Source organism: Myxacorys chilensis (assembly GCF_059505265.1).
Genome location: NZ_JCACKG010000213.1, coordinates 35,826 through 61,096, shown reverse-complemented (window position 1 = coordinate 61,096; position 25,271 = coordinate 35,826). Strand labels below are relative to the sequence as shown.

General features: G+C 49.1%; 24 protein-coding genes. 8 read left to right on the top strand and 16 right to left on the bottom strand.

Features of this window, described 5'->3' with window-relative positions:
• Positions 1-57: 57 nt before the first annotated feature.
• Complete coding sequence (locus AC5JLB_RS21345; RefSeq protein WP_495875835.1) at positions 58-1,797, bottom strand: diflavin flavoprotein; 1,740 nt, start codon at positions 1,795-1,797, stop codon at positions 58-60.
• A gap of 137 nt (positions 1,798-1,934) precedes the next feature.
• Here AC5JLB_RS21345 and AC5JLB_RS21340 point away from each other — a divergent pair, with 137 nt between their 5' ends.
• Positions 1,935-2,699 (top strand): pantothenate kinase, encoded by a 765-nt coding sequence (locus AC5JLB_RS21340; protein WP_495875834.1) that lies wholly within the window; start codon positions 1,935-1,937, stop codon positions 2,697-2,699.
• Between the two features lie 148 nt (positions 2,700-2,847).
• On the opposite strand, the gene AC5JLB_RS21335 is transcribed toward AC5JLB_RS21340, so the two are convergent.
• From AC5JLB_RS21335 to AC5JLB_RS21300, 8 genes are all read right to left on the bottom strand, one after another.
• Positions 2,848-3,126 (bottom strand): BrnA antitoxin family protein, encoded by a 279-nt coding sequence (locus AC5JLB_RS21335; RefSeq protein WP_495875833.1) that lies wholly within the window; start codon positions 3,124-3,126, stop codon positions 2,848-2,850.
• A complete protein-coding gene (locus AC5JLB_RS21330) occupies positions 3,089-3,367 on the bottom strand; it encodes a BrnT family toxin (protein WP_495875832.1) in 279 nt (92 codons plus the stop codon). The genes AC5JLB_RS21335 and AC5JLB_RS21330 overlap by 38 nt, the downstream gene beginning before the upstream one ends.
• 45 nt (positions 3,368-3,412) lie before the next feature.
• Positions 3,413-3,658, bottom strand: coding sequence for a hypothetical protein (locus AC5JLB_RS21325; protein WP_495875831.1), 246 nt, complete (start codon positions 3,656-3,658; stop codon positions 3,413-3,415).
• Between the two features lie 99 nt (positions 3,659-3,757).
• Positions 3,758-4,267, bottom strand: a complete 510-nt coding sequence (locus AC5JLB_RS21320; RefSeq protein WP_495875830.1) for an NUDIX hydrolase — start codon at positions 4,265-4,267, stop codon at positions 3,758-3,760.
• A 78-nt stretch (positions 4,268-4,345) separates the two neighbouring features.
• Positions 4,346-4,804: a thioredoxin-dependent thiol peroxidase gene (gene bcp, locus AC5JLB_RS21315; protein ID WP_495875829.1), complete on the bottom strand. Its 459-nt coding sequence runs from the start codon at positions 4,802-4,804 to the stop codon at positions 4,346-4,348.
• Positions 4,805-4,811: 7 nt separating this feature from the next.
• Entirely contained in the window at positions 4,812-6,221 is a 1,410-nt protein-coding gene (gene argH / locus AC5JLB_RS21310; protein ID WP_495875828.1) for an argininosuccinate lyase, read from the bottom strand.
• A 115-nt stretch (positions 6,222-6,336) separates the two neighbouring features.
• Positions 6,337-6,585, bottom strand: a complete 249-nt coding sequence (locus tag AC5JLB_RS21305; RefSeq protein WP_495875827.1) for a hypothetical protein — start codon at positions 6,583-6,585, stop codon at positions 6,337-6,339.
• A 126-nt stretch (positions 6,586-6,711) separates the two neighbouring features.
• Positions 6,712-7,440, bottom strand: coding sequence for a response regulator (locus AC5JLB_RS21300; RefSeq protein WP_495875826.1), 729 nt, complete (start codon positions 7,438-7,440; stop codon positions 6,712-6,714).
• Positions 7,441-7,716: 276 nt separating this feature from the next.
• Here AC5JLB_RS21300 and AC5JLB_RS21295 point away from each other — a divergent pair, with 276 nt between their 5' ends.
• Positions 7,717-9,261 (top strand): dolichyl-phosphate-mannose--protein mannosyltransferase, encoded by a 1,545-nt coding sequence (locus AC5JLB_RS21295; RefSeq protein ID WP_495875825.1) that lies wholly within the window; start codon positions 7,717-7,719, stop codon positions 9,259-9,261.
• 16 nt (positions 9,262-9,277) lie between these two features.
• Here AC5JLB_RS21295 and trmB read toward each other — a convergent pair whose 3' ends face one another.
• Together trmB and AC5JLB_RS21285 are read right to left on the bottom strand one after the other, a co-directional pair.
• Positions 9,278-9,922 (bottom strand): tRNA (guanosine(46)-N7)-methyltransferase TrmB, encoded by a 645-nt coding sequence (trmB, locus tag AC5JLB_RS21290; protein ID WP_495875824.1) that lies wholly within the window; start codon positions 9,920-9,922, stop codon positions 9,278-9,280.
• A 35-nt stretch (positions 9,923-9,957) separates the two neighbouring features.
• On the bottom strand, positions 9,958-11,226 hold the full coding sequence (locus AC5JLB_RS21285; protein WP_495875823.1) for an FIST signal transduction protein: 1,269 nt from the start codon (positions 11,224-11,226) through the stop codon (positions 9,958-9,960).
• Between the two features lie 427 nt (positions 11,227-11,653).
• Between AC5JLB_RS21285 and AC5JLB_RS21280 the strand changes: the two genes are divergently transcribed.
• The 5 genes from AC5JLB_RS21280 (at position 11,654) to AC5JLB_RS21260 (ending at position 15,506) form a co-directional block, all read left to right on the top strand.
• Entirely contained in the window at positions 11,654-11,881 is a 228-nt protein-coding gene (locus AC5JLB_RS21280; RefSeq protein WP_495875822.1) for a Calvin cycle protein CP12, read from the top strand.
• 122 nt (positions 11,882-12,003) lie between these two features.
• Complete coding sequence (gene larE / locus AC5JLB_RS21275) at positions 12,004-12,840, top strand: ATP-dependent sacrificial sulfur transferase LarE (protein WP_495875821.1); 837 nt, start codon at positions 12,004-12,006, stop codon at positions 12,838-12,840.
• 32 nt (positions 12,841-12,872) lie between these two features.
• Entirely contained in the window at positions 12,873-13,352 is a 480-nt protein-coding gene (locus tag AC5JLB_RS21270) for a GNAT family N-acetyltransferase (protein WP_495875820.1), read from the top strand.
• 292 nt (positions 13,353-13,644) lie between these two features.
• A complete protein-coding gene (locus AC5JLB_RS21265; protein ID WP_495875819.1) occupies positions 13,645-14,745 on the top strand; it encodes a tetratricopeptide repeat protein in 1,101 nt (366 codons plus the stop codon).
• 179 nt (positions 14,746-14,924) lie between these two features.
• Positions 14,925-15,506: an Npun_F5749 family FMN-dependent PPOX-type flavoprotein gene (locus AC5JLB_RS21260; protein WP_495875818.1), complete on the top strand. Its 582-nt coding sequence runs from the start codon at positions 14,925-14,927 to the stop codon at positions 15,504-15,506.
• A 99-nt stretch (positions 15,507-15,605) separates the two neighbouring features.
• On the opposite strand, the gene cysE is transcribed toward AC5JLB_RS21260, so the two are convergent.
• Positions 15,606-16,421, bottom strand: coding sequence for a serine O-acetyltransferase (gene cysE / locus AC5JLB_RS21255; protein ID WP_495875843.1), 816 nt, complete (start codon positions 16,419-16,421; stop codon positions 15,606-15,608).
• Between the two features lie 65 nt (positions 16,422-16,486).
• On the bottom strand, positions 16,487-20,692 hold the full coding sequence (locus AC5JLB_RS21250) for a DEAD/DEAH box helicase (protein WP_495875817.1): 4,206 nt from the start codon (positions 20,690-20,692) through the stop codon (positions 16,487-16,489).
• Between the two features lie 179 nt (positions 20,693-20,871).
• On the opposite strand from AC5JLB_RS21250, the gene lnt reads away from it, so the two are divergent.
• A complete protein-coding gene (lnt, locus tag AC5JLB_RS21245) occupies positions 20,872-22,452 on the top strand; it encodes an apolipoprotein N-acyltransferase (protein WP_495875816.1) in 1,581 nt (526 codons plus the stop codon).
• Here the strand turns inward: lnt and AC5JLB_RS21240 are convergent.
• The 3 genes from AC5JLB_RS21240 to AC5JLB_RS21230 all read right to left on the bottom strand — a co-directional run bounded on the left by AC5JLB_RS21240 (position 22,426) and on the right by AC5JLB_RS21230 (position 25,266).
• Positions 22,426-23,334 (bottom strand): bestrophin family protein, encoded by a 909-nt coding sequence (locus tag AC5JLB_RS21240; protein ID WP_495875815.1) that lies wholly within the window; start codon positions 23,332-23,334, stop codon positions 22,426-22,428. The genes lnt and AC5JLB_RS21240 overlap by 27 nt on opposite strands.
• 163 nt (positions 23,335-23,497) lie before the next feature.
• Positions 23,498-23,950, bottom strand: coding sequence for a hypothetical protein (locus tag AC5JLB_RS21235; RefSeq protein WP_495875814.1), 453 nt, complete (start codon positions 23,948-23,950; stop codon positions 23,498-23,500).
• Between the two features lie 89 nt (positions 23,951-24,039).
• Entirely contained in the window at positions 24,040-25,266 is a 1,227-nt protein-coding gene (locus AC5JLB_RS21230; RefSeq protein WP_495875813.1) for a hypothetical protein, read from the bottom strand.
• Positions 25,267-25,271 lie beyond the last annotated feature (5 nt).

Below are 25,271 nucleotides of genomic sequence, written 5' to 3'. Positions count from 1 at the left end.
ATGTCATCCCCCTTGGCAAAGCGTTGCCGCAGGCGTCCCTTATCCTCCAGTGGAGATTTAGTAGTGATTTCCCACTTTCCGATGATGAACGGCAGTGAGAGCATCCGATTTAGCAACTCGTCCGACATCGACTGTGCTGTAGACAATCCAGTGGTCGCTGCATTCCATCCGGCTTGTGACTTCGCATTCTAGATAGGCGAGGGAATCCGCAAGAATTGGAGAACCGTTATTAGCAGGATAGATTTTGACGTTTGCAAATCGGTCTGCACCTGGGGCAAAACGCTTTAAGAAGTGCTTCATCAAGGGCTGATAGTTGCCTTCTTCCAAAATATTGAGAACGAAGCGATCGCCGACTCTCATGAGCGACTCGATCGCGCGGTCTTTGGCAACGGCGATCGTAAACCCTAACGGCTCGAAACTAGCTTGAGACACCCAGGATGCCAACATCGCGCTGGTTACTTCATTCTTCTTGGCGGTGATGATGTAAAGCCCTCCACTCAAGCGTCCCATTGCTTTATCAAGATCGCCGTCTAGAGATTTCATCTGTTTTACAGCGCGATCGCGGGTCAGCCATTGCCCTAAGTCTGTGCCTGCTTCTTCGCAAAGCTGGTAGGTCGCATCCGTCGGTGTTGCCTCGATTTTAATGGGAGCAAAGCCTTCGGTTAATCCCGCTTCTCGAAATTGGCTGCGAATTACATCCACCGATTCTTCATCCTCACCTGCCACCTCAAACAGCCCGATCGCTTGCTTTGCATTTGCCGCTGCCAAAATTGTGCCGATCGCGGCTTTGGCTTGATCGGCGATTTTACCCGATTGAGGCGGCATTCCAATCGCTAATCCGCTTGAGAGTTCGACCAGTTCACGCACCTCGTGAGGTTGGGCTTCTCGCAGATCCAAAACTTCAACTCCAACCCCTGTTTTGAGAATGCCATCTGCGATCGCGTGAGCTAATCGATCGCCGTCTCCATAGCCACCCACATAGAACAATCCCACCGTTTTGACGGATTTGGCTTTGGTTTGGCTCCATTCTTGATAGCGTCCGACCAATTCTTTCACGTTGTAGTACAAGAGCGGACCGTGACCTGTGGCGACCATTTTTACTTCGGGAAGCTCTCCAATGCGTTTGATAGCAGATAGCACCGAGCGGGCGTTAGGAGCCATGAGACAATCGTAATAGATGCGATATTCCTGCTCGATCAGGTCTAAATCTTCGTCAAAGGTGCGATCGTCGCAAAAATGCATTCCAAAGGCATCGCAGGTGAAGAGCGTTTGCGTTTTCGAGTCGTAGGTAAAAATGGTGTCGGGCCAATGCAAGTTTGGGGCAGACACGAATTCCAACAAATGACCATTGCCCAAATCCAAGCGCTCTCCGCTTTTGACCAACTGGCTCTTGAAGGGTTGATGAACCATACTGTCAAGAAACTGAATGGCAACTTTTGCGCCCACTACCGTAATATTCGGATTGAGTTGCAGCACGTCTCGCACCAAGCCGCTGTGATCCGGCTCGGTATGGCTAATGATTAGATAGTCGATTTGCTGCGGATCGATTAGCTCAGTTAATGTATCGAGGTACAGATCCCGAAACTTCTCATGAGAAGTATCAACGAGGGCGACTTTCTCACCCCGAATCAAGAAGGAGTTGTAGGTAGTGCCGTTTTCTAAGGAGAACTCGATATCAAAGCGATCGCGATCCCAGTCGAGGGAGCGAATAACAGTTGTGTCTGAGGCAATATCAGCAGTTTGAAGGGTGAGCCTGCGCTTTGATCGAGCGGTGGGATGATCGCTGAGTGCTACCATGTCTGCCTCCTGCAATACTTTTGCAACGGGTGTACCTTCTTACATGTTAAGGAATATTGCTCGTGTTTTCTTAGTTTTTCGCGTTTGATCCGCTTTTGTAAAGTTTTAATACACAAACGGACTCATAAGTTTTTTATATGAACGAGTGGCTTGCGCTCACAATTGGCAATTCTCGCTTCCACTGGGCGCTGTTTGAGAATGAAACACTGCGACAGGTTTGGGATGCTTCCCCAATGGATATAGATATTGTGAAAGCCTTCATTGCTAATCCTAAAGGGTTTGTGCCACTCTCAGATCAGATGACTCTACCCGAACTTTGGCTAGCTTCCGTCGTACCCAAACAGAGTAAACCTTGGACAGCCTATTCTCAAGTCAAGGTCATCACACTGTCTCAGATTCCGTTGTATCAGGTTTATTCAAGTTTTGGCGTTGATCGGGCACTGGCGTTGTGGGGCGCGATCGCAACCTATGGCAGTCCTGCGTTGGTGATTGACTGCGGGACTGCCATGACTTTTACAGGAGCCGATTCGCACAATAATCTGATCGGCGGCGCAATTTCGCCAGGATTGAGGTTGCAGTTTCAGGCGTTGGGACAGAACACTGCCGCATTACCGAATTTAGATACTGAAACGATTTTAGACTTGCCGCCGCGCTGGGCAAGAAACACACGAGACGCGATCGCGAGCGGAATTTTACAGGGTGCGATCACCAGTATTCGAGACTTTGTTCTAGATTGGCAACGAAGATTTCCAGATAGTGCGATCGTCATGACTGGAGGTGATGCAACGCTACTGTGTAGAATTCTGAACCAAGAATTACCCGAAGTATCAAGATTGATCCACTTAGACTTAAATCTAGCTTTTTGGGGAATTCGAGAGATTAGACGCCGTTCTAATGGCTAACTCAAGATCTATGCCTACTTTGCAACGAACTTGCCCTGTAACCCACGCCAGTATTTCATCCTCAATCCGAAGTGCGAATCTTGCCAGCACTTACAGGATCAATAGCACCTCATCTTCCATTGCTAAAGTCGTATTCTGTTTCCATCGATTAGGCAGTTTTCTGATTACTATCCTGCTCAATATGACGACGCAACACTGAATTAATTAGCGTCTTGTATTCTTCGCTTTGCGATTGAAACCATGTCATCACGTCCGGATCAAGCTGGACTAAATTCCTAGCTTGTTCCGCTGGAACTCTTAGCACTGCCTTCTCAAAAAACTCATCTGTCAAAGGTGGAATATCAGAATAATCAATTCCTTCGTCTGACATCGATTCCAATGCTGCCCAATTAGTACGAGAGGTACTGCTCAAATCGTTTTCGTTCATGTCGATTTGCCCGTCGTGCTGAAATTACTCGGATTACGTCACCTTGCCGCTCTGTCCAAACAACGATCGCTATACCGTTACCTAAAAAGCCGATTCCGATCCATCGGTCTTCACTGTAATCAAAACGGTCATCCAACTCAACCAGCATTGACCCCTCAAACATTTCGGGAATATCCGCAAAATCAATTTCGTGTTTACGAACATTTTCTAGATTTTTCGCTTCGTCCCACTCAAACTGCATGGAGACCCAACGCTGCCAATTGAACCACCATAATTATCTCGCATCTCATTCTGCATTCCAACCTGGAAAAATGTGATGCAACTGGTCTTCCAGATTCCATCCTTTCGGGCGCTGCCGTTCATCGAACCAAGGTGTTCCTTTTTTTAGCCACTGCTCACGATACGTTGGAGTGTCATCGTAACCATATTCACAACCACAACAGTTGCAAATTTCGTAAGAGTAGCGAACCTTTTCTTCATCGACGCCTTCTCGCCAAGGTAAACCGCAAATTGGACAGTTAAATATTCTCATAATGTAAGAATTGCTTGGTTCTTAAGCATTTGCTTGTCCCCTCACAAATAGCTTTGAAATATAACCCTCACCATTTATCTCAAATCGCCCAACTAGAATTTAAGCAACTGTTGTCAACCCAGCAAAGTAGTCTTCCAACTGTCGCTGATGGTCGTGTGAGAGCCGACCTTCCGGTAGCTGTCCCGGCGGAAATGCTTGCACATCAATCACTTCTAGCGGATCTGTGACTTGCATCATGCCCCTAGCTTCAACCTCAACCACGATGCAAATTGAATGCATTCGCGGATCGCGATCAGGCGCAGAATACACCCCAACCAACCGCCGAATTTTCGCTAACTCTAGCCCGGTTTCTTCTGCAAGCTCGCGCGCGATCGCAGTGGGCAAATCTTCGCCCCAGTCCACAATGCCGCCCGGAAGACCCCACAACCGATTATCCCGTCGTTGAATTAAAACAAGTTTCTCATCCGGTAAAATCGCAATAATACTCGTTCCGGTCACAGGATGCCGAAGGACGACACCCAAAACGTTTTGGAAAAAATGCCACAACCAACGCATAAATTCAGGGAGCAACACCACACTCAAGACCAATGCTTCAAAGCGTGCAGCCAATCAGTCCGAATGCGAGGAACATCTATATCAACCGCAACTTTGATAGAACACCACACGAGCCGCTAAACATTCAAGCCCTTAAGTTAGATCTTGCAGAAGTTGCGCTGCATGAAGTTCAGGCTTAACTTTCTTGTAGATTTTTTCAATCGTACCATTTGGGCTAACCACAACCGTATTTCGGCTAATGCCCACGTATTCTTTGCCCATAAATTTCTTCAGTCCATAGCTATCGTACCTCTCGGCAACTTTTCCACCTTCATCTGACAAGAGTGGAAAGGGCAAGTTGAGCTTGTTGACGAACTTTGCGTGAGATTTAGCATCATCGGTGCTGATGCCTAAGACAACGACATCCTGAGCTTGAAAGTCGGCGTAAGCATCGCGAAAGGCACACGCTTCCTTAATGCATCCCAGCGTGTTGTCGCGTGGATAGAAATACAGAACGACTCGCTTACCTTTGAAGTCAGCAAGATTGACAGGCTGACCGTAGGTATCGGGCAGGATGAAGCTGGGAGCAGGGTCGCCAATTTGAAGAGGCATAAGAAAATTAAGAAGAGGCTAGACGTTGTTTTGCAGATTCTAGAGCGCGGTGGATTTGGTCAAAGCCTGTGCCGCCGAAGCTATTGCGAGCGGAAACCACTTGTTCTGGTGCGATCGCGGCATAAATATCTTCTTCAAAGGCGGGATGGAGTTCCTTCCACTGCTCAAGCGTCAGATCTTTTAGGAGTTTATTTGCCGCTAGAGACGTTTTGACGACCTTACCGACTAAATCGTACGCCTCACGAAAGGGAACGCCTTTGGCGGCTAAATAATCGGCAACATCGGTCGCGTTTGAAAAATCTTCTGCCACCGCTTCTTGAAGCCGCGCCATTTTGAACTCCAATCCTTCGCGCAACAAAATAGTCATCGCTTCTAGACAGACCTTTGTGGTTTTTACAGCGTCAAACAAGGCTTCTTTGTCTTCCTGTAAGTCCTTGTTATACGCCAATGGTAAGCCTTTCATTAGCACAAGCATGGCTTGCAAGTGCCCAAATACTCGACCTGTTTTGCCACGCACCAATTCGGGCACATCGGGATTCTTTTTCTGCGGCATGATGCTAGAGCCTGTCGCGCAGCTATCTTTGAGCGTTACAAAGCTAAATTCTTGAGATGCCCATAAAATGACTTCCTCAGACAAGCGGCTCAAGTGGACCATGATCAGACTTGCCGCGCAGAGGAATTCGATCGCGAAGTCGCGATCGCTAACGCCATCTAAGCTATTTTCATAAACGCTGCTAAACTCCAGCAATTGCGCTGTGTAATGCCGATCGATCGGAAACGTCGTCCCCGCTAACGCTCCAGACCCAAGGGGCGATCGGTTCACCCGCTGGTAGATTTCACCTAAGCGCTGCCAATCTCGATCCATCATCTCAAAATAGGCGAGGAGATGATGCGCCAAACTGATTGGCTGCGCCCGTTGGAGATGGGTGTAGCCTGGAATCAACGTTTTGACGTTCTGTGTGGCTAAATCTAGCAACACGGTTTGAAAGCCTCGGACGCCTTGACGGATCTGCCCAATTTGATCGCGCAGGTAAAGGCGCGTATCGGTTCCAACTTGGTCGTTGCGCGATCGCGCGGTGTGCAGTTTTTTCCCGACATCGCCCACAAGTTCGGTCAACCGCCGCTCGACCGCAAAATGTACATCTTCAGCATCAATACCCGGATTAAACTGACCCGCCTGGTATTCCTGCCGAATCTGCTCTAGCCCTTGCACCAGTTGTTCACCCTCTTCGGGAGAAATAATTCCGGTTTTAGCGAGCATTTTCGCGTGTGCCTGAGAGCCAGTGATATCGTATTCGATTAATTCGATGTCAAATTCGATGCTGGCGTTAAACTGAGCGATCGCAGGATGCAACGCGGTTTCAAAGCGCTGACTCCAGGTTTTTGACAGTCCATCAGAAGCTTGCTGTTGACTCAAGAGAACCTACTCCGAGGAAGGGATAAATCACAACTCCTAAGCCTACAGCAAACTAGAAATCTAAAATGGCACATCGTGAACTACAAACGGCAAATTTGCTCTCACCAAAATCGCTCTAACCGTAAGACGTGAGCGCTCTTGCCAAGTAGCCAACTACTAAGCCGACTAACAGCGCCCATACTTGCCCGGTCTTTACAAATTGACCCCAACTCTTTCCCACTTCTCCAGTAATATCGGTTTCTTTAAATTGCTGAGCTAAGACAATCCAATCGTCTGATACGTGCCAATGAAACGATTGCAAAGCGCTGCTGGCATGGGATACATTCGCTGCCCAAGTCGGTAAATCTACTAGTACGTGAGTCATCGTCAATCTCCGCTAACACCTGAAAACAATTGCTTATGTTGCTAGAATCTTGTAACACAGAAATCAAAGAGTGACTGATTTTCGGCAACGCAATTGATCTTCAGGTTTGCTTATGGCATTAGCGATCTAAAGTAACGACATGACCGAGTTAGCGACGATCGCCGCTTGTGTGCGATCGCGCAAGTTGAGACGACCTAAGATACTCGCCACATGATTTTTCACCGTTCCTTCAGAAATATCTAGCGTTTGAGCAATTTCGCGATTACTAGAGCCTTCTGCAATCAGCTTCAGCACCTGACGTTCACGTGCTGTTAGCTTCAGAAATCCGATGGGAAGGTCAGCCTCTGCCGCCCGTCGCTGAGCCAAGTTAAACGGCAGAACGTTGTTTAACGACTGCGCTGGTGGTGTATCCGCAAAGTATCTTGGCGCTTCGCTTGCAACTTCAACAGGACTCATGACCTTCTGCAAAATGCCTGGACTGAGTTGAGTAAAGCCTTTGTGGGCCGTCCGGACTGCATTCGCCAGCTCATCTGGAGACATGTCTTTAAGCAGATATCCTTGTGCCCCCACTTGTAGCGCTTGCTTAATCGAGTCCGCATCATCAGAAGCTGTCAGCACTAACACCCGAATATCAGGGAATCGTTCACAGATTGTTTGGGTGGCGGTGATTCCGTCCATCTTGGGCATGGTCAGATCCATCAACACCACATCTGGCTGCAACGCTTCTACTTTTGCGATCGCGTCGCAGCCGTTGTTCACATCGGCAACCACTTCCAAATCAGGCTCCTGCTCTAGCAATGCTTTCAGTCCTTCTCGAATGAGATTTTGATCATCCGCTAGGAGTACGCGAATCATGGGTTAGATACCTCCAAATGTGAGCCGATAGAACGGGAGTGAAACGAGAAGAGCTAGGTTTTATGAGTGAGGAGCAATCTGAGTTAATCGGAAATGGAATGAAATTGCAAAACGTTACTCAAGAACTTACGTTGTTCTGCGACACATTCATCAACTTCGGTAGATCATTTTTTAACTATACTCGTAGATTAATCAAGTCTCAAAAGACAGAATTTTCTTTCGATTCGAGAAGAAGGTCAGTATGCTTTAAGGTTGAACTCGATTGGTTGAACTCTTATGCGGGTGTCTCAAAAGGTAGCACAGCGAAATTGGTGGTTCTGGGGTGGACTCACGGGGATCTTTCTAGTTTCTCTGAGTTTGAGATTTTGGGGACTAGGGCGCTTTAATACGCTGGTATTTGATGAAGTTTACTATGCAAACTTTGCTAATAACTATCTCACGCAAAAAAGGTTTTTTGACGGGCATCCACCATTAAGCAAATATTTGATTGCGATCGGCATTTGGATCGCTCAGTCTCTCCCCTTTGGCAAAGACACGATAAACTCGCTGACTGGCTCACCTTTAAGCACTTGGAGCTACCGCTGGCTCAATGCCTTGACTGGTTCATTCATTCCACTTGTTGTAGCTGGAATTGCCTATCAGCTTAGTTTCCGCCGCCGATTTGCCTTGATTGCTGGGTTGTTTGCGGCACTGGATGGCTTGTTTTTGGTTGAGTCTCGCTACGCCTTGAATAATGTTTATCTAGTTATCTTTGGTTTGTTGGGATTGCTACTTTTCTTGTTGGCACTGCATGCTTTATCGCGCCAAAAACAACTGCTTTGGCTCTGTGGATCGGGTGTATTTTTTGCAGCTTCAGCATCGATTAAATGGAACGGACTTTGGTTTCTATTCGGCGTTTTTTTGCTGTGGATCCTCGCATGGACTCTGCGATTTTTGAGTTCTATTCAACACACTAATTCTTCAGTATCAAGATCCTTTTCATCCCTGCAAAGTCCACCTTTGGAGGACGCTCGATCAGCGCAGGACGCAATCCTGACAGAAGCATCCCCTCCATTTTTTCCCCTCTATCGTCTGACTCAAATCAATCTGCTCTACCTATTGCTGTGTTTTGGCGCTATTCCAGCCCTGTTTTATTACCTCATTTGGATTCCTCACATTCATCTCAATCCTGAGTTCAATTTTGTAGAAGTTCAACGACAAATTTTCGCCTATCATCAGCGTGTAGGTAGCGGTTCTAACATTCATCCTTACTGCTCAACTTGGTATAGCTGGATTCTCATGCTGCGTCCGCTTGCGTATTTTTACCAAGTTACTGATAGCGGTGCTCCGCTGCCTACTAGTGGTTCGACGTTAGCACTGACCCCAGGACGAGTTGTTTACGACGTTCATGCGATGGGCAACCCATTTTTGTGGTGGTTTTCGTCGGGCGCGATCGCACTTCTGATCTGGGTGCTCATCGAAAATTGGAAGGCGCTTCCAAGTCTAGCGACCCCCAATGTCTCAAGAGTTGGTCTGCTTCCCGCGCGCGACCTGTGGGTAGGCGTATTTTTATTTGTCAATTACATGGCGAATCTGTTGCCGTGGATGCCCGTGTCGCGATGTGTATTTCTGTACCATTACATGGGGTCATCTGTGTTTGCGACGATGGCGTTAGCCTGGTTTGTCGATCGCTGGCTTAGAATTTATCACCTCCGATTTGCAGCCATGTGGATTATCATCCTTGTCGTAGCCGCTTTTATCTTCTGGATGCCGATTTTCTTGGGATTGCCACTATCAGCTCAGGAATATCAGATGCGAATGTGGCTGCGATCGTGGATTTAAACATTGGGCATTACAGCTAGACGTTGCCCTTGTGCTTTTGAAAGACAGCCCGATAAACCGGATTGTTAAGAGACAAAACCCCTACCTCTCGCTCGGTTGGAACTTCAAACGGATTTGTTGGCAACCAATCTGAGTGTTGACGCGCAAAGGCAGGATGCTCAGAAAACCGATCGACCATTTCTTGTGCCACATCTAGCACATCAGATTGTACGAAGACGGTGCCACCCGAAATCAAATACTTTGAGAGTTGATCGACGATTTCTGGCTGCACGACGCGGCGTTTCTGATGCTTGCGCTTAAACCACGGATCAGGAAACTGGATGCTGATACGGCTCAGGGTTTGAGGCTCCAGCGATGCCAAGAGCGGATGAATTGACGTATTAATGTTACAAAATAAATAATGCAGATTTCTCAACTCTAGTGCATCACGACTTGCAAGCGCTTGATGCACTAACGGCTCTCGAATCTCTAACCCCAAAAAATTCCAGCTTGGTTCGCGTTGTGCCATTTCTAGCGCAAATTTTCCTCGCGCACATCCAATATCTAAGTGCAACGGTTGGGTTGCATTTCCATACACTCGACCCCAGTCGGGCATGGCGACTGGATTTTGGTACTTTCGGCTGAGGGGATTAACATGCTCACGAACTCGGACAAGCGCCATAGATAATGTCAGTAAAAGATTTAAATTCTATCAGCTCACTCTTTTGCTCGACAAATGCCAAACACAGAGGTGTAGCCGTGCAGAAAGGTGTTGCTTCCGACAGGCCCAATTTCGCCATTGCAGAAAAATCCACTGACTGGCACGCTGTTCACGTACTCATGAAACAGTTGCGAATCGAAATTCGGTTCTCCGTAGAGAGCTTCCCCCCGTCCTAAACAGGCAAACATTAGCGCTGCCGCAGGGGATGGATTGGATGGCACCGTTTGCTGAAAGCGCTCTAGCAGCATTTCTAAATCGTCTGCTGACGTTTCCGAATCGCGCAGGTGAAACTGAATCCGCTGTCCCGGACGAATGCGATCGCCAATCGCGATCGCACCCAGCCGAGGATCAACGCCCATTAGCGTCCGAATTAGAAAATCTCCCTGATCGAGCGTTTGCTTAAACTCATTCTGAGCGATCCCAATAAAAATCCGATTTTCTTGTGTGGCTAACTGGCGATCGTCTTCGTCTAAGCTCTGAATCAAGCCTTGCAAGAGTTCTAATGGGGATCGGCTCCCAGGACAAGACACGGTGACATCCCCCGACCCATCATCTTCCTTGAGCGCCAAAATAATATGACGTTCTCCTTCAGTCACCCAGTAGGGCTGACCAATAGGGCGACAGCCCTGCGCCACGATCGTATCGATCGCAATATTTCCGCTCAAGGCAACGCCGACTGTACCTTCCCGGTAAAATCGATTGTCGCAAAACAAGCCAGATGACCCGCCCATCATCCCAGAACTCGCTAAGCCACCAATCTTTGCCGCTGTGGGGTAAGCGTAATCTAACCCTTGAAGCAGGTCATTGATTCGAGCCGAAAACGGATCAGCAAATAAAACAAGCTGCGGCTGATCTGCGATCGCCACTCCAATTAACTCTGCCCACGCCTGAGGCGAACCATCGAGATCAGGCAGTTCATCGCCAATAATGTGAAAGGGCTTCACCTGCACATCCGGTAAATGCGCCAATGTCAACCCCAACGCAGGCTCCCCCTCAACTTCTAGCACTTTTTCTCGCGAGGTCACCCCAATCACCCCGCCACCACTACAGCCCACTAGGGGCACCCCCGGAAGCTTCTCTTGCAGCAACGGCAGCAGCCGGGAGTACTCACTGGCAAACGCGGAGGAAATAAAAATAAATCCTAAATTCGCCTCTGCCTGTAACCTTTCTTGGGCTTGCACTGTAACCTCTTCAACGGCTGCCTCTAGAAAAGGACGAGTTGACAAGGCGCTTGCCCATTTCATGGAGTCGGAGCTTGGTGGCATGGTCTTTATTTCCGCTAACGGTGGACGAGAGGCTGTGAGGAGGTTGCGCTCGTCATGATCTAGTGTACTAAACCACGTTAGTTATGAATGGGCAAGAAGGGCAGAAGTACAGACTAATGGGTACGTCTCTTATGGATGAAGGGATGGAAGGCTACTGTCAATGAAGGACATGGGTCAATCAGGTTGATGGTGAATCAGGTTAATATAGAGCAATATCGTGATTCAAATCTTAATCAGCAAGACGGTTGCCTGACTTACAGATCCTCGAATCTTAAGAGTTTAGGGTTGGTTTTGGAGAAGTGTAGTCAACCTCGTGTATCACAGAAATAGTGATTTTAGGTGGGTAGCCGTTGAGGTCACGATGACCTACTCTCTCGAATTCTTTTAGGATTCAAGCTAACTTCCCTTCAACAAAGGATGAGGACCTATGACAATTAACAATATCGACAAGAAAATTGAAGAAGAGCGTGATAATGCGCGTTCGGTATGCGACCTAAGCGGCGCATCATCAGGTGAGTGTGCGGCAGCTTGGGATGCTGTAGAAGAACTCCAGGCTGAAGCGTCTCACAAGCGCCAAATTAAGCCCAAAAACTCTTTGGAGCAATACTGTGATGACAATCCCGATGCGGCTGAGTGCCGCATCTACGAAGAATAAGGCTCAACTGCCAAATCACTAAATTTGGAATTTCTTTGGCCGCGAGGCTCTGAACCTTACAGAGCGATCGCGGCTTTTTTTCTGCGCTACCTTAGATATCGTTGCTGCTTATGCTGACCCTCATGCTGCAAAAACTTGACCACCTGAAAGCGTTGTTTGCTGATCTGGACAAAGCGCTAATTGCCTACTCGGGCGGCATTGACAGTGCGTTAGTCGCGAAGCTCGCCTATGACGTGTTGGGAGACCGCGCGATCGCGCTCACTGCCGAATCGCCCTCACTTCTGCCTGAAGATCTTGAAGATGCCATCACTCAGGCGGCCCAGATCGGCATCACTCATAAGATTGTTCAAACTCATGAATTAGAAAATCCGAATTACGCCTCAAATCCGGTCAATCGCTGCTATTTCTGTAAAAGCGAATTACATGACACGCTAAAACCTCTAGCGTTGGAGTGGGGCTATCCCTATGTCGTGGACGGGGTCAATGCGGATGATTTGCATGACTATCGACCGGGCATTCAAGCCGCAAAAGAGCGAGGCGCACGATCGCCCTTGGCTGAAGTGGGCGTGACGAAAGCCGAAGTACGGGAGATTGCTAAATATTTGGGACTACCCTACTGGGATAAGCCTGCTCAACCGTGTCTTAGCTCCCGGTTCCCGTATGGCGAGGAGATTACGATCCCCAAACTTCAGCGCGTCGGTCGAGCCGAGGTGTATTTGAGAAGGCTGGGTTGGAAGAATATTCGCGTGCGATCGGAGGCAGACACCGCTCGAATTGAAGTACTGCCTGACCAGGTGAAAGAGTTTGTGCTGCAAACCGACTTACCAACGCTGATAGATACCTTCAAAGCTTACGGATTTCTGTATGTGACGCTGGATTTAGAAGGGCATCAGAGCGGTAAATTGAACCAAGTTCTTCAAGTTTCTGTCAAATCAAGAGATAATTCCGTACTGAAATAACTTCTTCAAAACTTTGATGTACAGCAAAGCCAGTGGTTGAGATTAGACCAATCCAGCAACATCAGATCGAACAAGCCAAGCAAATTGTTGCGGCAGTTTGCCTAGAGATCTGGCAAGGCGTACTGACCGAAGAGGACTTGAGGCGCTATGATTCGATGTCTGATATTGAGAATGTGCGATCGCACTATTTCGACAATTCTGGTACGTTTTTGGTCTTGGTCGATAATGAACAAGTTGTAGGTACTGGGGCAATTCGACGACTTGATGATGAAATCTCTGAACTCAAGCGAATGTGGTTTCTAAAAGAGTATCGAGGACTGGGACTTGGTTGGAAGATGGCTCAAATGCTCTTCGATTTTGCACGGCAAGCAGGGTATAAAAAAATCAGACTTGATTTGGCTAACAATGAGCGGCAACCAGAAGCGCTCAAACTCTATAGGAGACTTGGTTTTTACTTAATTGAACGATACAACGATAGTCCATGCACTGTATTCATGGAAAAGGTTTTGTAACAGCAGAATCAGGAAGGGTAGTCAAGCAGCCCAACACAGCATTAAAGCTGAACGAGAGAGGAGCTTATCGGTTATCGGCGTCGGCTAAACTCTGCCGTTCGTAGCGCCAGAGAGGCTGATTCGATTCAGTACACCAATTAATTAGTCAGCGATGCAGAGATAGTAGTCAGTCGCCAGAATTTGGGCACTTTACCTAGTAGTTCGCCCCATCAACTCCAGTGGGGGATATGGTTTTCCCGTGCAAAGCGTTGCCAAAGGCGTCTCTTCCCTTAACTACCATCACATCACACCTATGGCTCAGACTGAAAGTGGCACGGCTAACAGCTTGTTTCAAAAAGGGTTGGAGTTTAGTAAAGTTGGGGACTATGCCACCGCGATCGCGTATCTTGATCAAGCGATGGCACTCCAGCCCAACCATTTTGACGCCCTCAGCGAAAAGGGAAATGCGCTGGTGAGCCTAAGACAGCATGAAGCTGCGATCGCTTGTTTTGAAATTGCGATCGCGCAGTTTCCGGCATCGACTTATTTTCACTACAGTCGGGCATGGGTGGCCTTTGTCGCCGGACATCACGACCTGGCGCTGCGAGGATTTAACAAAGTCATTGAGCTACAGCCAAGTTACCCAAACGCTCAGTACAGCCAGGGACTCACGCTCTATAAAATTCACTGTTACGAAGACGCCATTCCCTACTTTGGTAAAGCGTTGGAAGAGACGCCTGAATTTGCGGATGCCTGGTATATGCAAGGCATATCGCTCTACGTTACTCGCCGGTTTGAGGGCGCAATCACCCATTTCAATCAAGCGATCGCACTCCGGGCGGATTATTCAGAGGCGCTGATTGGTCGCGGGCATGCGCTGCTGTGCGTCGGTGACTATGAAGCTGCGATCGCGAGTTACGACAACGTATTAGAACTCGATCCACAGGCGGCGGAGATTTGGCTCTATCGCGGGCTTGCCTTAAAGCAACTGAACCGCCATGAAGCGGCGCTCCTCTCCTATCAAAAAACGCTCGAATTTAGCCCAACTCATCCGGGCGGATGGTATCACCAGGGCGCGTCTTACTTAAAATCGGGTGAGTTAGACAGAGCGGTCGCGAGTTTTGACCGAGCCGTTCAGCTTCAGCCCAATTACTACGAAGCCTGGTATAACCGGGGTGTAGCACTCAAACTGACGGGACAGCTTGAAGGCGCGATCGCGAGTTATGACCGAGCGCTTGAACTGCGACCAAGCGATTTTCGTGCTTGGAACAATCGGGGTGGAGCTTTGGTGAGTCTAGGACGATTTGCGGAAGCAGTAGAAAGCTATGATCGAGTGCTGGCGCTCAAGCCCGACGATCCGGTCGCTCAGCAGAATCGCATGGTAGCCCTGAAGAAGGTGAGAGCGATCGCATAGACTATCAGTAATCAAAATCGTATAGGCTGGCAGCAACCAAAGGTCAACGCCCGCGATTCAAGTAGTGAATAGAATGAGACGTGCGACACTGTAGACCGATAGATTTCTCATCAAATCAGCTTCGATCTGTTTATTTGCCTTCACCCGTCTTTTGCTTTCACCCGTCTTTTACTTTCACTATGTCTTTAGCTCCTTGGCGATCGCACCTTGCTCATGCGTTACATCGCAATCGCTCTTTGCCCTACGCTCGCTATGCTCAACTCGCAACTGTTCGCCTTGATGGGAAGCCTGCCAATCGAACGATCGTGTTTCGCGGATTTTTAGAGGATACTGACCAATTAAAATTCATCACCGATGCTCGCAGCGAAAAACTGGAGCAAATTGTGCAGTTTCAGTGGGCAGAATTATGCTGGTATTTTCCTACAACTCGCGAGCAATTTCGGCTCACCGGAACACTAAAGCTAATCCGAGACACAGAACCCGATGAAAGCCTGCGGAACGCGCGTCAGCGAATGTGGCAAGACTTATCTGATCAGTCAAGAATTCAATTTGCGTGGGCAGATCCAGGCAAGCCAAGAGCAGATGCATCGGCGTTTTCTCCTCCGTCTCCAAACGAAGTTGAGCCGTTGTCTAATTTCTGTTTGCTGCTACTAGAACCAACTCAGGTTGATCATTTAGAATTGCGAGGCGATCCACAGAATCGATGCATCTATCATCGTAGTGAGGATCGAGAGTGGAACGTCGAGACAATTAACCCATAGCTTAAGCAAAAATCGCTGTAGGAAGACATTAAACATTAACGTCTTCCTACAGCGACCAAGGCCAGAATTAACGCAAAGCACAACAATGCGGAAAACGCATTAGATACCTGCACCATCGAGGAATTCCCCGATGATGTGATCGCTAATTCGGCAACTGTCTGACGAACGGTGGTTAGACACCGAATCTAGCTCCGCTCTCTTCGCATTGCAAGATTCAGTAATAGCTTGTGCGATCGCTTCTGGATCGACCGCCGCCATCGCATAGCTTGCCGCTAGCGATTGACGAGATTGCACCATTTCAAGCTGTTGCTCTAACAATTCAATCCGATCGACGAGTGCCCGAATCACTTGCGCTTCAGAATCTGGCAACCGTCCATGCTCTAGAGGATCAACTCGTTCTCCGGCGCGATACACAATTCGTCCTGGAATACCGACCACGGTACAATCGGACGGCACATCGCGCAGCACTACAGAACCCGCGCCAATCCGAACATTGTTACCGATTTGAAGGTTTCCTAACACCTTTGCCCCGGCCCCGACGACAACATTTTCGCCTAAGGTCGGGTGGCGTTTGCCGCATTCTTTACCCGTTCCGCCGAGGGTGACGCCTTGATAGATCAGCGCGTAATCCCCTACGATCGCAGTTTCTCCGATCACAACACCCATACCATGATCGATAAACACGCCTTCCCCGATCATTGCCCCTGGGTGAATCTCGATTCCGGTGAAGAACCGGGCAAGATGGGAAATAAACCGAGGCACAAAGGGCAGCCCCAAGGCTCGTAGCCAGTGGGCAAACCGATGAAACATCAATGCTTGTAGTCCTGGATAGCAGAATAAGACCTCTAGCCAGTTGCGGGCGGCAGGGTCACGCTCAAAAATGATCTTGAAATCAGCAATCAGGGCTTTCAGCACGATCGGCATCCCTTTTAGCTCAACAAACCAATTTTTATCTTAGCTCGCTACGGGAGTTGAAGGGGCTAACTCATTTGGATTAATTTTAGGAGATCGTCTGTGGAAATCTTGCCGCTTGCCTCTGTCCCTTCAAGTAGACTGTCCGCTAAATCCCGCTTGTGTTGATGCAACTCGACAATTTTTTCTTCGATCGTGTCTTTGGTGATGAGGCGATAGATTGTCACGGGGCGCTGTTGACCAATGCGATGGGCACGATCGCTGGCTTGATCTTCCACCGCTGGATTCCACCACGGATCCATATGAATCACATAATCTGCGGCGGTGAGATTGAGTCCGGTGCCACCTGCCTTGAGGCTAATCAGAAACACATCTCCGTCTCCCGCTTGGAAGGCATCGACTCGTTTTTTGCGATCCTTGGCGGGGGTACTGCCGTCAAGATATTGGTAAGCGATCGAGCGCTCATCTAAGTAGTCTCGAATGATGTGCAGGTGATCGACAAACTGACTAAACACCAGCGTTTTGTGATGGTTTTCTAATAATTCGTCTAGCACTTCGCCAAAGAGCGCGAGTTTTGAGCTGTTGAGCGGGACATCGGGCATCACCAAACTGGGATTACAGCACAGACGACGTAGTTTCATGATCTCAGCAAGGACTTGCAGGTGTTTTGCGCCTGCTGTCGCGTCACTATTCGAGAGTTTCGCGATCGCGTCTCGCCTCAGGGCTTCGTACATTGCCCGTTCTTCTTGGCTGAGATCCACATAGAGCGGAATTTCGGTGCGCGAGGGCAGTTCTGCCAACACTTGAGTTTTGGTACGGCGCAAGAGAAAGGGTTGAATCAGTTTTCTCAGTTGAGCGCTGGCTTGCTTATCTTGAAATCGCTCGACCGGAATCGCAAATCGTTCATTAAACCGCTCCATAGAACCCAGTAAACCGGGATTAATGAAGCGAAACAGATTCCACAGTTCTCCCAAATGATTCTCGATCGGCGTTCCGGTAGTGATCAGCTTAAAGTTGCCCTGCAGGTTCATCGCGGCTTGCGATCGCTTGGTTGCACTATTTTTAATCGCTTGTGCTTCATCTAACACAATCGTCTGCCACTGTACCTTAGCCAGCATTTCTGCTACGTCGTCCTGCTGAAGCAAGCCATAGCTACAAATCACCATATCGAAGGGCTGAAGCTGGTCAAGCAACGCTTGGCGGTTGCCGCTCCCCAATTGCAGAATGTTGAGCGTGGGGGCAAAGCGTTGAGCTTCGCTGATCCAATTCAGACAAACCGACGTGGGCGCGAGAATCAGGGTGGCTCCGTTGGGCGCACGAGTCAGAATCAGAGCCAACGCCTGTAAGGTTTTTCCCAATCCCATATCATCGGCTAGGCAGGCCCCTACACCCCAGTGAGCTAACCGAGACAGCCAGTTAAATCCATCAACCTGATAGTCGCGTAGCTCAGTCTGAAGTGTGGAAGGCACTTTCGGCTGTAGGGTTTCCATCTCCTTCAAGCGCTGAATATGCTCTTTCCAATGTTTATCCGCTTTTAGATCGCCCACTTCATCGACAAATTCTTCTAGCGCCATTGACGCAAGCGGATGAAATCGCATTCCCTTACCGTGTTTTTCGGCATAAGTTCGCAGTTCATCTAAGCGTTTGCGAAACGACTGCGTCAGCGCTAGAAATTGACCGTCTCCGAGCGGCACAAATCGGCTATTGCTCTGATTGAGGAGTTCCATTAACTGCTGCATGTTCAGCACCAGATCATCGTTCAGTTTCAGTTCACCACTGGCTGAAAACCAATCGTTTTGACGCTGAATCGCTAAATGGAAATCGCTCAGTCCGGCTTGGTGAGCCACCCGCAGCTTTTCGCCTTCGGGCCATTCGATCGCAACTGTATCAGCGATTTCTTGCAGGTCAACGAGCAACTCTAAACACTCTTCCGGCTCTTCAATAATCCATTCGCCATCTTCTTCGGGCTGATCGCGTAGAATCGGACACGCCGCGATCGCGGCTTCTGCTCGCTTTTTTTCTTCCTTCAAGTCGCGAGTCGTTTGCAGTCGCTTGCCATCAATTTCGGCAACCACCATCGCGCCGCCTGCTCCGGGTTGGTAGTAAGAGCCTCCCACCGCAAACGGACGGGATAGCACCGCTACTTTTAGCCCTTGACCCGCAGGCAAAAGATGAATGTGCGGCTGAGGATCTGCTGGCACTTCTTCGGCATTCGCTACGCCGCCGCCAATGTCAGACTGCACGGTAACGATTCCAGACACAGCATTGATCGCCGCCAAGACGCGCTCTTTTGCTGCCGTGGGCACCTCCAGCCGATTTTGCTTGCCAATAATATCGGCAATGCGGCGATGTTCGGCTTCAATTTCGATGACTTTAATGCGAGTCGGCGTCTCTTTGATCAGCAGAATGTCGCGATCGCCTTTGATCGGCGGAGAAAATTCTAGAATCAGCCGATCTTGCTTGCCTTTGCGGACTAACAGTTCCGGTTCGCCTTTTACGATATCTACCCGAATCGTTGGCGTCTCTTCCCAAAACACGAGGGGATGCCCAATTAGCTCGACGATGGCGCGATCGCCAAATTTATAGTCCGTTTTGCCGTAATATCCTGCCGAGTAGTAGGACTCGATTTGAGCGCACACGCGCAGATCTTGGGGGGTAAGATACTCAAATTCGCTCGGTTTAACGCTGAGCCGTTTGAGCGCGATCGGGCGACCTTTGCCCCAAGTTCCATTGGCGTTTTGTTTTTGTTCGCGGGGTTGAATGAGACATCCACTTGGATAGAAGGTGATAAACCAGACCAACCGCTGGTTGCCCGTCGCACCGTTAGATACCGACGGCTCTTTATGCAAACTAGTGAGAGCGTTGAGGCACAGTTCCCAGGGTTCTTGCGATCGCACCAAGTCCACAAGCGGCGTCTCGCCAGTTTGACGCCATGCGGCTATCTCAGTCTGATCGACGCTGCGAGGTTTAAGCCGGGATAGCAGTTCTGCCGTTTCTAGAGCGATCCAGTAATAGCCAGAAGTTTTGGCAGCTTGATAGAGCGGCTCCAAAACGTTCGGTAATCTCTTTTTAGCGATGCCAGCATCCATCCAATACACGCACAGAGCGCTGAACAAGGTTTCTAGGCTATGCTCCTCGGTGTGAAATGGCACAGACGGATTCAAAAATTCTTTCTGAGACAGGTCGCCCTGCTGAAGTTTCAGCACGCTATGTAAGCGATCGTAGATTGCTCTGAGCCAGTGCTGTTGGCGACTGATCAGGTGAGCATAGCCTTCCGCTTCGCGCAGTCGTTCCGGGGAACCTTCTTTTAGTAGCGCTAAGACAAAGAACAATCCTCCGATCGAGTTGAAATACGTCTGACGCTTGCGAGTGGCTTTTCGTAGCGACTTGAGCGCAAAGGTGTAATGCGCGATCGCGCCCTCATTATCCCCCTGCAAAAAGCTGAGCCAGCCCCAAAATACGCTGGCGGTTTCGCTGTAAGCGTCTGAGATCTGCTCCAACATCTGCTGGGCCTCTGAGAGGCGATTCCGCAACAAAAACTGCTCGGTTAGCAGGAGCCGAAAAAAGTCCGAACCTTGTCCGCCTTCAGTCGTACATTCTTTCTGAAGCAAGGCAAACGGCTCATCTGCTTCAACACAATAAAGGGCGGACACCGCTAGAATGCTCGCCAACCCGCTTTCATACAACTGCTGAGGCAGCGTCCGAATCCACTCAGCATCAAACGGATTGTTGCACACCTCTTGAAAAATTTCGTCCATCGAAATTCTGTCCGAGCGGTAGCTGTACTTTTGATAATCCTCAAACTGCTTTTCAATGTAGGCGACATCGCGACGATAAATGCCGATTCGCACTTCTCGCACAAACTGACCTTCGCTACTAAACGAGCGGGGTCCGCCTTTCCAACTGGCGCGAACTGGAAAACTCCGCTGTACCGAGTCGACTAACGTTTCAAACGTGCCTGCTGCGATCGCATCGCGAGTCACGATCTCAACAATCAGCGGATGACATTGCGGACCTTGCCCCCGTTCTTGAATCAGTAAATTGGCGGCTAACAACCGTTCGATTCGATTTCTCAGGGTGCTAACTCCTAGCGGCTTACCCTGCTCGTCCCGCGTGCCTGTGCGGTTGAAACACTCTAAAAATGCAGTCCGATTCACAGGCTCGTAAATCACCGAGAACAGGTGAAGCATCTGCTTTTCTAGCGCTGATGCATTCCCATAGATCTCAATTAGACGTGTACGAAGTGTTTTAGAATCAGTGTAAGAACGGTTCATAATTGTAGATTCAGCCGTTTTTCCATAGTACACGGTCAGTCTGAGTACACGATCAGTTTGTAGACTACTAGGATTTGCGCATCGGGTTGAGGCTCATAGATTTGATCGTCAGAATTGATTGTCGCTAGTGACCTCTCAATTTGAGTAGAGTGGTCAGTATGCCGATTTGAGAGAGTCAATTGGAAATTTTGAAAGATCATCGTTGGCGCAGTCTTGCGTTTCCTGTGGTGTTGCGCCCTGCGTTTATCGCCCTCTTGAGTGGTGTATTGATGAGTTTTGCCGCCGCTCCGTTTAGTCTATGGGGATTAGCATGGGTTGCGCTCGTCCCGTTATGGGTGATGTCGGTACGCAATACAGAACTTAAGCTGCGTCCTCTTCCTTCCGTGATGCATCCCTTTGTTCTGCCGCTCCTATGGGGGATTGCTTACCACGGCTCAACTTTATTTTGGCTGACGGGCTTGCATCCGCTGACCTGGCTCGGCATTCCTTGGGTTGCGAGTGTGGCGATCGTGGCCTTTGCGTGGAGTTTTATTACCCTATGGGGAACGGCCTGTGTTTGCTTGTGGACATGGGGCATGCGGTGGATAGGGCGCTTTGGCATTCCACCGGGTCTCAGAGTTTTGGTAGGCACAGCCCTTTGGTGCGCCTTAGAAACGATTCGACAATGGACGCCGCTTGACTGGACGGCGCTCTCGTTTACTCAAAGCCCTCACAATTTAGCGATTCTTCATTTGGGGCAAATTTCAGGGTCAATGATGGTGAGTGCCGCGATCGTAGCGGTGAATGGATTGCTAGCAGAAGCTTGGATCGGCAGGAGAACTGGGGGAAATTCCAGGTTGCTATTCGCGAGTGCGATCGCAGTATTTTTAGGATTGCATCTCGTCGGATTCACAATGTATAGCCATGCGCTTAACGAATCATCCGCCATTAAAGTTGGCATTGTTCAAGGCAATGTACCCACTCGCATTAAATTATTTAAAGATGGATTAAAAAAAGCGTTAGACGGATATTCTACGGGATATCGAAATCTGGTTGCTCAAAATGTTGATGTTGTTCTCACCCCTGAAGGGTCGCTGCCGTTTCTTTGGGAAGGCATCAATCAACAAAATTCAGTCTACCAAGCCGTGTTAGAGAAGCGTGTTCCCGCTTGGATTGGAACGTTTCTAAGCGAGGGAAGCCATTACACTCAAAGCTTAATTGCAGTTGCACCAGAGGGTGAAACAATCGGGCGATTTAACAAAGTGAAGCTGGTTCCACTGGGAGAATACATTCCATTTGAATCGACGATCGGCAAACTGATCGGTCGGCTGTCTCCGGTACAATCTTCGATGCTGCCAGGGCAAATTGACCAACACTTTGAGACCTCCTTCGGTCGCGCTGCGGTTGGAATTTGCTATGAATCCGCCTTTCCTCAGTTGTTTCGATCGCAAGTGGCAACCGGAGCGCGATTTTTAATTACAGCCTCAAATTTAGATCCCTACAGCACTGTTTTGATGGAGCAGCATCAAGCCCATGATGTGATGCGAGCGATCGAAACCGATCGCTGGATGGTTCGCGCCACCAATACGGGCTACTCTGGCATTGTCGATCCTCACGGACGGATTCAATGGCGATCGCAGCCCCATCAATACCAACTTCATGCAGGCGTCATTTACCCCCGCCAAACCCAGACGCTCTATGTCCGATATGGAGATTGGCTAACGCCGACATTGCTAATCGGCAGCGCGATCGCATTAGGATTCCATCGATCGCGTCGTTGAAAGACTGGGTCGCAAACTTACAAGATCTTGAATGTTCCGGCTCATGGTCTCGCAAATCGTATCTAATGGCAAATCATTTTTATCTCGCCCAAACGGATTTTCAATTTCAATCCCGATCGCTTCAATGCCAAACAGCGTAAAACTAATCAAAACCACAACGGGAGCCGTCCACCACACTAGATCTTTCACCATTTGAAACGGCAGCGATAGACAATACAGCAACAGTAACTGTTTGAGATGAATCGCATACGCTAATGGCATCGGTGTTTTGAGAATTCGCTCACAGCCGCTCAACGCTTCGATTAAATTATCTACAAGTTTGTGCATCGCCGTGAGTTGATGAATGTTGAGGCGATCGCGGTGATATTGCAACTGCAAATAGTCTCCGATCCAAAACGCCACTTCAAGCGGCGGATTGTTCATAGTTTGCAGTTTGGTGTATTGCTCACCCGATAAAAAATTCTTTAATTCTGCACCAATTGGTTCTTGTCTAAGATGAAATTTGGTTGTGACCGCAAACGCGACAAGGAGATTTAGGGCTATTAATTTATCCGCTCGATCTTGCTCCCCTTGTTCTGCGATCGCAACCCAAATCTGCCGCGCCAAATTTCTAACGCTGACCACCACCATACCCCAGCATTTCCGCCCTTCCCAATAGCGCTCATAGGCAGTGTTGGTGCGAAACACTAAAAGCAAACCTAAGACAATGTTAGGAATTAAACTCGCGAGAAAGGGAAGCGAAACGGGAAGCCCATAAAAATAAAACACGGTAATGAGCAGACCGAAAAACCCACAGAACAGCGATCGCGGCAACACGTCAGGCACAATCGATCCTTCAAGTTGCAGTGCCACTTGAAACCAACGACGCTTTTCTAAACTCATAATTTCCGGGGCGACAGAACCGTACCTATTATGCCGTTCGTGATTCGGTTTAGAAGAATGAATTTACACTTGCGATCAGGATTTATCTTCACCTCAATTCTCCCCCATAGAAGAGAGCTAGAACTCGTGTTCTCTCTTTTGCGCAAAGGGTGAGGGCAACAGATTATCGTCTTACGGTTCCCGTAAATCCTGCCGCTTTGAATTGCTTGAGCTGAAGCGGAGTCGGCTGATTTGCTGGGACGCTGATTCTCAACTCAAACGTACTTTTACCAGGCGGAACTTCTTCAATCGATCCGAGACGGGTGCGGTTTTGCATCACGGAGTCGTTGTTGGCATCGAAGATGCGCCCAAAGATATCTGCATTCACGATCAGTTTATCGGTCGGGTTGGTTGCCGTTCCGGTCACGATGTAGCAGCTTGCCGCCTGTGACGTGCCACTGGTCACGGTTCCGGCTCCAACCTCTGCCGAACACTCGTGATAAGACAAGTCAGATAGTTTAATCTGCGTTAGCGCCAGCGCATCGGGGGGAAACAGCCCCGTTAACATCCACATCAGCGCCGAAACCGCCACTACAACCAAGGCTCGAACCTGCATAATTACTCTACGCTCTACCATTAGGTTTTAGTGTAACGCGAATGAGCGATCGCTCTGCTAGGCTCTCAAGGGGTTCCCTAGGCGAAGCTTCTGATTTGCCAAAACCCTGCTTAGCTGACCGCTTGGCTTTTTGGCGGCGCATATTTGAACACAAATCGGTGAACCGTCGGTTTCTCAGGAGCAGGATAGGTTTTGACTTGCTCTTTCACGTAGCGAATCGCTTCTCGATCTAACGCGCCGTATCCTGACTTGCCAAGCAAGACTGGCTCTCCTATTAAATTTTTATCGGTTCCAACGGTGGCGGCAATCACAATTGTATTTTGCTGAAACCGAGGAATGGCGAAGGAAATGGGATATGGCAGCACTGGAATGCCTTTTTCTAACTCTTCCTCTTTGGTCGGATGCTCGACTAAAGCCAGTTCCTTGCGATCGAGCTTTTCTTGAATATTCTCGGTTTTCCAAGCGACCCAGTTTTGATCGGGTGCTTTGAATCCAGATTTTGCAAACCGTGGATCAGCATCTGTATCCGATCGGTTGTAAGCGTATAGCTGGCGCTGTTCTTCTAACAGTCTCGCGGCATAAGGCGTTGCTGTCGGTGAAGGCGTTGCTGTCGATGAAGGAGCAGGCGTTGCAGGCGTCGAGGCGGTTGGAGATGAGGGCGTGGTCTCACCCGGAGGGAGGGGAGTCGGGCTGGATGGGGCTGGGCTAGACGACTGTTCAGGTTGTGGCGGCTGTTGTCCTTCAAACCTGAAGTTTGCATTTGGATCGTCAGGATTAACAAAGGGAATTTGAGCATTTGGCGCATTGTTAATCGCCTTTGCGATCGCTTCCGACTGTGGATCGGGGGTTTCAGGTGTATTCGATTCCGGTTGCGTCTGGCTCGGCGTGAGATTTTTTAACTGTTCGCGGCGGCGTGCAATCGCCGCATTTTGCTCAGCGATATATTTTCTCAGCAGTGCGTTTGAGTCCGAGGATTGAGCTTGCGGATCGGGCAAGATCGGAGTGCTGAGGCCAGGAATGTCGTAGAGTAGCGGATTGTTGGGAACCGGAGTTGTCTGATTTTGAGGCGGTTGGAGCTGAGTATTTGGCGGTTGCTGTAGGGGAGATAGACCGAGCGAAGAGCCTATTTTTGGCAGGCGGCTTTGTTGCTCTGGCGATAATTCAACCACATCTACGCGCCGCAAGGGATCGGTCTGATTTTCCTGAGAAGAGGTGAAGGCAGGCAAGGAGGCGAAAAAGAACGCATGAGCCGAAATCGATCCTAAAAGTGCGATCGACGCAGGTTGCTGAATATTCTCTGGCAGATTACGGAAGAAGGCAGAGAGAGCAGAAGACATAGCAA